General features: G+C 59.2%; 1 protein-coding gene. It reads left to right on the forward strand.

The window, feature by feature from the left end; genetic code table 11:
• A partial coding sequence (locus DUT91_RS25440; RefSeq protein ID WP_200835099.1) for a transposase occupies positions 1-238 on the forward strand: 238 nt, incomplete at both ends.

The following is a 238-nucleotide window of genomic DNA, read 5'->3' on the forward strand; positions in this document are numbered from 1 at the left end:
AAGGTGCGCGAGATCAGCCATATGCTGAAGGCGATCCACGCCCAGGAAAGCCGGGAAGCGGCGCAGGAGAAGGCCGCCATGATCATCGAGGACCTACGCCGCCAGAAGCTCGGGAAAGCGGCCGATTTGATCGAGGCGCATATCGATGAGACCCTGACCTTCTACGCCTTCCCCGACAGCCATTGGCTCAAGATCAGAACCAACAATCCGCTGGAGCGGATCATGAAGGAAATCCGCC

Source organism: Paramesorhizobium salinisoli, from assembly GCF_003335045.1.
In the GTDB taxonomy this organism is placed as follows: domain Bacteria; phylum Pseudomonadota; class Alphaproteobacteria; order Rhizobiales; family Rhizobiaceae; genus Paramesorhizobium; species Paramesorhizobium salinisoli.